At 63.4% G+C, this 7,248-nt stretch carries 8 protein-coding genes; 6 read left to right on the forward strand and 2 right to left on the reverse strand.

The window, feature by feature from the left end:
* Positions 1-3 precede the first annotated feature (3 nt).
* The 3 genes from EN994_RS11635 (at position 4) to EN994_RS11645 (ending at position 2,620) form a co-directional block, all read left to right on the forward strand.
* Positions 4-915, forward strand: coding sequence for an extensin family protein (locus EN994_RS11635; RefSeq protein WP_245466011.1), 912 nt, complete (start codon positions 4-6; stop codon positions 913-915).
* A gap of 116 nt (positions 916-1,031) precedes the next feature.
* A complete protein-coding gene (locus EN994_RS11640) occupies positions 1,032-1,838 on the forward strand; it encodes an extensin family protein (RefSeq protein ID WP_027162117.1) in 807 nt (268 codons plus the stop codon).
* 74 nt (positions 1,839-1,912) lie between these two features.
* Positions 1,913-2,620 (forward strand): LssY C-terminal domain-containing protein, encoded by a 708-nt coding sequence (locus tag EN994_RS11645; RefSeq protein WP_063168816.1) that lies wholly within the window; start codon positions 1,913-1,915, stop codon positions 2,618-2,620.
* Positions 2,621-2,631: 11 nt separating this feature from the next.
* Here EN994_RS11645 and EN994_RS11650 read toward each other — a convergent pair whose 3' ends face one another.
* Entirely contained in the window at positions 2,632-3,654 is a 1,023-nt protein-coding gene (locus EN994_RS11650) for an NAD(P)-dependent alcohol dehydrogenase (RefSeq protein WP_013530060.1), read from the reverse strand.
* Between the two features lie 127 nt (positions 3,655-3,781).
* Here EN994_RS11650 and EN994_RS11655 point away from each other — a divergent pair, with 127 nt between their 5' ends.
* Both EN994_RS11655 and EN994_RS11660 read left to right on the forward strand, forming a co-directional pair.
* Complete coding sequence (locus EN994_RS11655) at positions 3,782-4,696, forward strand: LysR family transcriptional regulator (RefSeq protein WP_127307548.1); 915 nt, start codon at positions 3,782-3,784, stop codon at positions 4,694-4,696.
* Positions 4,697-4,771: 75 nt separating this feature from the next.
* Positions 4,772-6,082, forward strand: a complete 1,311-nt coding sequence (locus EN994_RS11660; RefSeq protein ID WP_024504164.1) for a hemolysin family protein — start codon at positions 4,772-4,774, stop codon at positions 6,080-6,082.
* Between the two features lie 28 nt (positions 6,083-6,110).
* Here the strand turns inward: EN994_RS11660 and EN994_RS11665 are convergent, their stop codons facing one another.
* Positions 6,111-6,353, reverse strand: a complete 243-nt coding sequence (locus tag EN994_RS11665; RefSeq protein ID WP_013530057.1) for a hypothetical protein — start codon at positions 6,351-6,353, stop codon at positions 6,111-6,113.
* 139 nt (positions 6,354-6,492) lie between these two features.
* On the opposite strand from EN994_RS11665, the gene EN994_RS11670 reads away from it, so the two are divergent.
* The coding region (locus tag EN994_RS11670; protein WP_206530398.1) for a winged helix-turn-helix domain-containing protein at positions 6,493-7,248 on the forward strand (756 nt) is incomplete at its 3' end.

Here is a 7,248-nt window from a genome sequence, read left to right on the forward strand (position 1 = left end):
CCGATAACCCAACCCGGCATTCCGGTGCCCGAACCACGCCCGGCGGACGCACCAAAGGCTGAAGCTGCAAAGACCGAGGAGCAAAAGCGCGTAGGGCCGAAGGCCGCGGAAGCGCCCGACCGTTTCAAGGAAGAAAAATCCCACCAGGAAAAGCAGGCACGTCCCGAGCCATTGGCTCCGGAGCCATCAACCGGGGAAAACGAGCCGGAGCCGCCGGACGTCGCGCCAACGCCGACACAAAAGCCTGACATTGCAGAACCCGAGGCCCAGCCGCCAACCGTCGCCCCGCAGCCACCGCAAAAGCCGGCCGACGCGGACGAGAAGAAGATGCTGCCCGATCCGCGCTCGGCCGACGTGCCCGATGAAAAAATGCCGGTCGAGGAAGTCGCATGCCGCGAACGGCTAAAGACGCTCGGCGTCGAATTCGAAGAGTACAAGGCGGAAAGCCAGCCCGAAATCGGCTGTTCGATTCCCTACCCCATCGTGCTGAAGACCCTTGGAAAGTCGATCGCGATTGCCCCGGGCACCGAGCTCAACTGCAAGATGGCCGAGGCGACGGCGCGTTTTGCCGCCGATGTCATCCAGCCGGCGGCAAAGGCCGAATTCGGTGCGGACCTGAAATCGATCGGCCAGGCATCGGCTTTTGTCTGCCGGCCACGCAACGGCACACGAAAACTGTCGGAACACGCGTTCGGCAACGCGCTCGACATCGCCAGCTTCACGCTGTCGGACGGCAAGAAGATCGAGGTCGGCCCGGCGCCGCCGGAGAAAGACGCCAAATTCCTCAACAATGTTCGCAAGGCCGCCTGCGGACCCTTCAAGACGGTGCTCGGCCCAGGCGCCGACGCCGATCATTCCCTGCATTTCCATCTCGATCTCGAACCGCGCCGTCATGGCGGAACGTTCTGCCAGTGATCAGGGCTGATCCAGGCCGCGTGCCGCAATTCGGCCGCAGGCATGAACGCGGACGCTGAGTTTTCCTTTACCCTTGATCGTTAAAATGCCGGATATCCATCAACGGGATTCCGCCAATGGCCGGCAAATTTCGGGCCGTGTTTTTCGCCACCGCGCGCCAGTCAAAATATGCAGCAATGCTGACCGCCGGTCTGGCGCTGGCGGCGCTTTCCGCCTGCAACACCGGCAGTGTGCTGTCGCTGCAGCCGGCCGTCGACGTCGGCGCGCAGACGGCTGCCGTGCCGCAATATGCCGGCATGCAGAAGCTTGTCCCTTCCAATCCGTACATGACGCAGGCCGCTTATCCGCGCATGGACGAGCCGATGTCGCCCGTCGAGCAGATGCCGGCCAGCGAAACCGACTGCCGTCAGCAATTGAAGCGCCTCGATGTCGCCTACACCGACCTGGCGCCGATCCATGAAGGCCAGTGCGGCATCGATTATCCGGTCAAGGTCTCGGCCATCGGCAACATCCAGATGAAACCCGCCGCAACCCTGACCTGCGACATGGCAGCTACCTTTGCCGGCTGGACGAAGAACGAACTCGTTCCCTCCGCCCGCTGGCGTTATTTCTCCGGCGTCAGGACCATACACCAGGGCTCCAGCTATTCCTGCCGCCGGATTGCCGGCGAAGGCGTCCTGTCCGAACACGGCAAGGGCAATGCGCTCGACGTCATGAGCATCGAGCTCAACAATGGCGACGACATCGATGTGCGCAAGCCCGGCCTGTTCGCCTTCCGCACCCGTGGCTTCCTCAACAATGTGCGCGCCGACGGCTGCCAGTACTTCACCACCGTGCTCGGCCCCGGCTACAATTACGACCACCGCAACCATTTTCATTTCGACATCAAGAACCGCAAGAACGGTTATCGCGCCTGCCGTTAGATCGGTGCCGGGTATCCTTTGCCTGAATGCCATGACAACGCCTAATGTGATGCCGGAACATTTGAGCGGCATTCATGGGTCAACGAAGCGTTCGGCGACGCATTATGATCTGGGCGGCGACCTTGTTGGCCGCGTATCTGGCGCTCGCCTATTTCGCCGCACCGGAATTCTGGACGTTCCGCGATCGAGGTTTTCGCACGCATCGCTTCGAGATGCTGACGCACACGCCGCAAGGCATTCCGGGCGACCCGATCAATGTCGGCCTTGTCGGCACGCAGAAGGAGGTGGTCCACGCCTTTGCCGTTGCCGGCTGGGACACCGCCGACGCCGTCACCCTGAAGACCGCGATCGAGATCGGTGAAAGCGTGCTGTTCGACCACCCCTATCCCGATGCGCCGGTCAGCAGGCTGCTGTTCGATGGCCGTGCCCAGGATCTCGCCTTCGAAAAGCCGGAGGGCATCAGCGCCGACCGACGGCATCATGTCCGCTTCTGGCAGACCGATGCAAGCGGCGACGATGGCCGGCCGCTGTGGCTGGGCTCGGCCAGCTTCGATCGCGGCGTCGGCTTCAGCCACGACACCGGCGCCGTCACCCACCATATCGGCCCCGACATCGACGCCGAGCGCGATTTCCTGATGCGCGACCTGGCCACTGCCGGCATGCTGCTCTCGACCAGCGACATATCGGGCGTCGGCGCCACCAAGGCGGGACGCAATGGCGGCGGCGATCCCTATTTCACGGACGGCGAGGCAATTGTCGGCGTGTTGAAGCAGTTGCCATGACATCGCAAAAGTCAGGTCGTGGTGATCACGATCTTGCCGAACGGCCCTTTCTCCAGATGTTGCAAGGCCTGCGGCACCTCATCGAAGCCAAAAACCTTGTCGATGACCGGCTTGATCGCCAGCGCCTCGATCGCCTGATTCATGCGCTCGAAAGCACGGCGATGGCCGATCGACAGGCCCTGCACGGTGATGCGGTTGCGCATGAAGGGCAGGATGGGAAAGCTGAGCTCCATCGCGCCCAGCAGGCCGATGATCGACAGCCGGCCGTCGGCGGCCAGCGCGTTCAGCGATCGCCGTGCATTGTCGCCGCCGACCATTTCCAGCACGTGGTTCACGCCCAGCCCGTTCGTCAGCTCACGCGCGGCATCGTCCCAGGCCGGTTGCGTGCGGTAGTTGATCCCTTGCCAGGCGCCAAGCTTTCTCGCCCGCTCAAGCTTTTCATCACTGCTTGAGGTGACGATGGCGCGCAGGCCGAACGCAGTGGCGAACTGCAGCGCAAACAGCGACACGCCGCCGGTGCCCTGGATCAGAATGGTCTGACCCGGCACCGGTTTGGTCGCCTCGGCCATGGCGAACCAGGCCGTCAGCGCCGCGATCGGCAATGTCGCGGCCTCGATGTCGCCGAGCGACAGCGGCGCCAGCACCGCGGCGTCCTCGCCGAAGATGACATGATCGGAAAGCATACCCGACAGCGACGACCCCAGCGTGTGCTTATGCAGCACCGGCGGTGCGTCGCCATCCGGCCAATCGGCGATCACCTGGCCAAGCACGCGCTGGCCGACCTGAAAGCGGCTGACGGCACTGCCGACGGACACCACTTCGCCCACCGCGTCGGATGTCGGCACGAAGGGAAAGGCAAGGTCGGGGATCAGCACGCCGTCCACGATCATCTTGTCCTTGTAGTTGAGCGATACGGCCTTGGTCCGGACCAGCAAATCGTGCGGCCCTGGCTCGGGCACCTTGCCTTCCACCTGGCTTAGCCTCGACAGGCCAAAACCGCTCATCTGCCAGGATCTGTTGATTGGGGTGCTCATGTCGTCTCGCGCTCCGTGCATTGATGCCAGGCGAGACATTTATGCCTTTCGATTATAGAAAATAGTGCTTCCGTGCGGTATAATTTGACACTGATTGCGGACTAAAAGTCGACAATAGGAAATCGCCATGGAAACGGCCGACCTGCAAGGCACCGTCGCGTTTGTGCAGGCGGTGGAGGCCGGCAGCTTCACTAGCGCCGGCGAGCGGCTGCATGGGACGAAGTCGGCGATCGGCAAATCGATCGCGCAGCTGGAGCAGAGGCTCGGCGTTCGCTTGTTGAACCGCACCACCCGCAGTCTCAGTCCGACCAGCGAAGGCATCAGCTACTATGAAGCCTGCGTCCGGGCCCTGGCCGAGATCGAAGCCGCACAGTCGCTGCTCGCCTCGCGTCGGCAGGTCCCGTCTGGCCGGCTTCGGGTCGACGTGCCGCTGGCCTTCGGCCGACGCTGCGTCGCTCCCGTGCTGTTCGAGATTTCGAGGAAATTTCCGGACCTGACGGTGGAAGTCTCCTTCAATGACCGCCGCGTCGACCTGATCGAGGAGGGTATCGACCTGGCGATCCGCATGGGCGAACTCGACGACAGCCTGTCGCTTGCGGCCAGGCGCCTCTATGCTCAGCGCTCGGCCATATGCGCGGCTCCCGACTATCTCGACAGGCATGGCCGGCCGCAATCGGTCGAGGATCTCGCCGATCACAGCGTCATTGGCTACGGTCGCGAGGGCATCGTCCGCCCCTGGGTGATCAGACATTCCGACGGCCATCTCGCAACCTTCGTGCCCAAGGCGCGGCTCGTTCTCGGCCATGGCGAACCGATGCTGGATGCGGCGCTCGCCGGCTGCGGCATCGCCTTCCTGCCGACATGGCTGGCCGCCGACAGCCTCAAAAGCGGCGATCTCGAAATGGTGCTGTCGGAATGCCTGGTCGAGAACATCGTCGTGCATGCCGTCTGGCCGGTGACGCGCGCGCTCACGCCAAAGGTGCGGGTTGTCGTCGACGCCCTCGTCGAACATTTTTCGGCGCCGCCCTGGGATGCCGCGTGAGCGAAATACCGGTCATTTCTCAAAAATCACGCCGGACTATTTTCGAAGACCGCGCCACAATGCTATTGACCGCTCATGTTATACGTCGAAATCGCTATCGTGGTCGTCCTCATCTGCGTGAACGGCCTTTTGTCGATGTCCGAGCTCGCCATCGTCTCGTCGCGCCCGGCCAGGCTGAAAGCGATGATCGACCGCGGCACCAATGGCGCCGGCCGCGCCCTTGATCTTGGCTCAAATCCCGGCAAGTTCCTGTCCTCGGTGCAGATCGGCATCACCTTGGTCGGCGTCCTCTCCGGCGCCTTTTCCGGCGCCACGCTCGGCGAACGGCTGGCGCAGTTCCTGGCTTCGACCGGCATCCGCGAGACTGTCGCCGACCCGCTAGGCGTCGGCATCGTCGTTGCTATCATCACCTATTTCTCGCTGATCGTCGGCGAGCTGGTGCCCAAGCAGATCGCGTTGCGTGATCCCGAGCGGGTCGCCGCCAGGGTCGCTCCGGCGATGACCATCCTCGCCACGGTGTCGGCGCCGCTGGTCTTCCTGCTCGACTTCTCCGGCCGCACCATATTGTGGCTGCTCGGTCAGCGCGGCGAAAGCGAGGAAAAGGTCACCGACGAGGAGATCAAGATGCTGGTCGCCGAGGCCGAGCATCACGGCACCATCGAATCCGACGAGCGGCGCATGATCGCCGGCGTCATGCGGCTTGGCGACCGCGCCGTGCGCGCGGTGATGACGCCGCGCACCGAAGTCGACTGGATCAATCTGCAATCCGACGAGGCGGCCATCCGCAAGCTGCTCATGGAAACCCAGCATTCGCGCCTGCCGGCAGGCGACGGCGGCGTCGACGTCATGGTCGGCGTCGTCCAGACGCGTGATGTGCTGGCCGCACTGCTTGCCGGCCGCGTGCTCGATCCGCGCAGGCATGTGCGCGCAGCCCCCATCGTCTACGACCAGGCCGACGCGCTCGATGTGCTGCAGAAGCTAAAGGAATCCGACGTGCCGATGGCGCTGGTGCATGACGAATACGGCCATTTCGAAGGCATCGTCACCCCGGCCGACATTCTGGAAGCCATCACCGGCGTGTTCCGCGCCGACACCGACGCCGGCGACGAGGAAAACGCGGTCAAGCGCGAGGACGGCTCGTGGCTGCTCGCCGGCTACATGCAGGCCGACGAGATGGCCGACATTCTCGGCATCGACCTGCCGGAAAACCGCGATTACGAAACCGTCGCCGGCTATGTGCTGTCGCATATGCACCATCTGCCGGCGACTGGCGAATGCGTCGACGCGCAGGGCTGGCGCTTCGAGGTGGTCGATCTCGACGGCCGCCGCATCGACAAGCTGATCGCCACCCGCCTGGCCGGCGCCCCTCGCGAGGCGGTGCGCTGACGGTCGACGCGATTTGCGGCATTTCGCTCTATCGTTCCCAGAAGGACTTGGCGATCTCTCCCTCGACCTGCTGTATCGTCAGGCCGATATCGTCGATCAGATGCGGATTGTCCTTCGACATTTGCCTGAGCTGCCAGCGAAAGCGTATCCGCTCGCGCCAGGTCCGATCGTGCCAGCTCGCGATGATGCTTCGCAGGGTCTTTAGGAGCCGGCGCGATGCCGGCCGCACGGGCGTTCCCGGCCGCGCTGCACAAGTGAGGGTATTGGTCATGGCAACCTCCATATGGTTTGAGGGCCTAGGGCTCTCGATGAGGTTGAATTCTGCGCGATACGGACGGCGCCGTAATTAAGCCCTCCCAAATAGTTCCCAAAACTTCCAAACGAGCTAGAGCGGCCCTATAGATGCGCCTATGCAGGGATCGCGTTTTGCCTTTGGTCCGTTCGTGCTTGATCCGCATGCGGGAACGCTGCTTCGGAACGATGTCCCCGTTGCCGTCGGCTATCGCGGGCTGAGCCTGCTTGCGGCACTCGTCGGGCGGCCCGGCGAAATCCTCGGAAAAGCCGAACTGATGGACGCCGCGTGGCCGGGCACGGCCGTCGAGGAAGGCAATCTCACCATCCAGATCGCGCAGCTGCGCAAGCTGCTTGGCCCCGTCGGCGACAACGGCGAATGGATATCCACCGTTCCGCGCGTCGGCTACCGTTTCACTGGGGCCGTCGAACAGCTGGGCGAGGCCAGGCGAAAACCCTTGCCGCTGCCCGACAAACCGTCGATAGCCGTGCTGCCCTTCGTCAATTTCAGCAACGATCCCGAGCAGGATCCCTTCGTGGATGGGTTGACGGAAGACCTGATCACCGACCTGTCCAGAATCTCCGGCCTGTTCGTCATCGCCCGCAACTCGACCTTTGCCTACAAGGGAAAAGCGATGGACGTGCGCGAGATCGCCGGGGATCTTGGCGTGCGCTACCTGTTGGAAGGCAGTGCAAGACGCGCCGCGGGGCGCGTGCGCATCAACGCACAGCTGGTCGACGCGATGAGTGGCGATCATCTGTGGGCGGAACGCTTCGATCGCGGCCTGGAGGATATCTTTGCCGTTCAAGACGAGGTGACGGCCAAGATCGTGGAAGCGCTGCTTGGCCGTCACCTCGTCTTGAACGGCAAAGAT

This window comes from Mesorhizobium sp. M7A.F.Ca.CA.002.09.1.1 (assembly GCF_003998555.1).
GTDB classification, from domain to species: Bacteria; Pseudomonadota; Alphaproteobacteria; order Rhizobiales; family Rhizobiaceae; genus Mesorhizobium; species Mesorhizobium ciceri.

Excerpts from the sequence above, each read along its gene's own strand:
- EN994_RS11640 (WP_027162117.1), top strand. The coding sequence starts at position 1,032 with ATGGCCGGCAAATTTCGGGCCGTGTTTTTCGCCACCGCGCGCCAGTCA.
- EN994_RS11645 (WP_063168816.1), top strand. The coding sequence starts at position 1,913 with ATGGGTCAACGAAGCGTTCGGCGACGCATTATGATCTGGGCGGCGACC.
- EN994_RS11650 (WP_013530060.1), bottom strand. The coding sequence starts at position 3,654 with ATGAGCACCCCAATCAACAGATCCTGGCAGATGAGCGGTTTTGGCCTG.
- EN994_RS11655 (WP_127307548.1), top strand. The coding sequence starts at position 3,782 with ATGGAAACGGCCGACCTGCAAGGCACCGTCGCGTTTGTGCAGGCGGTG.
- EN994_RS11660 (WP_024504164.1), top strand. The coding sequence starts at position 4,772 with ATGTTATACGTCGAAATCGCTATCGTGGTCGTCCTCATCTGCGTGAAC.
- EN994_RS11665 (WP_013530057.1), bottom strand. The coding sequence starts at position 6,353 with ATGACCAATACCCTCACTTGTGCAGCGCGGCCGGGAACGCCCGTGCGG.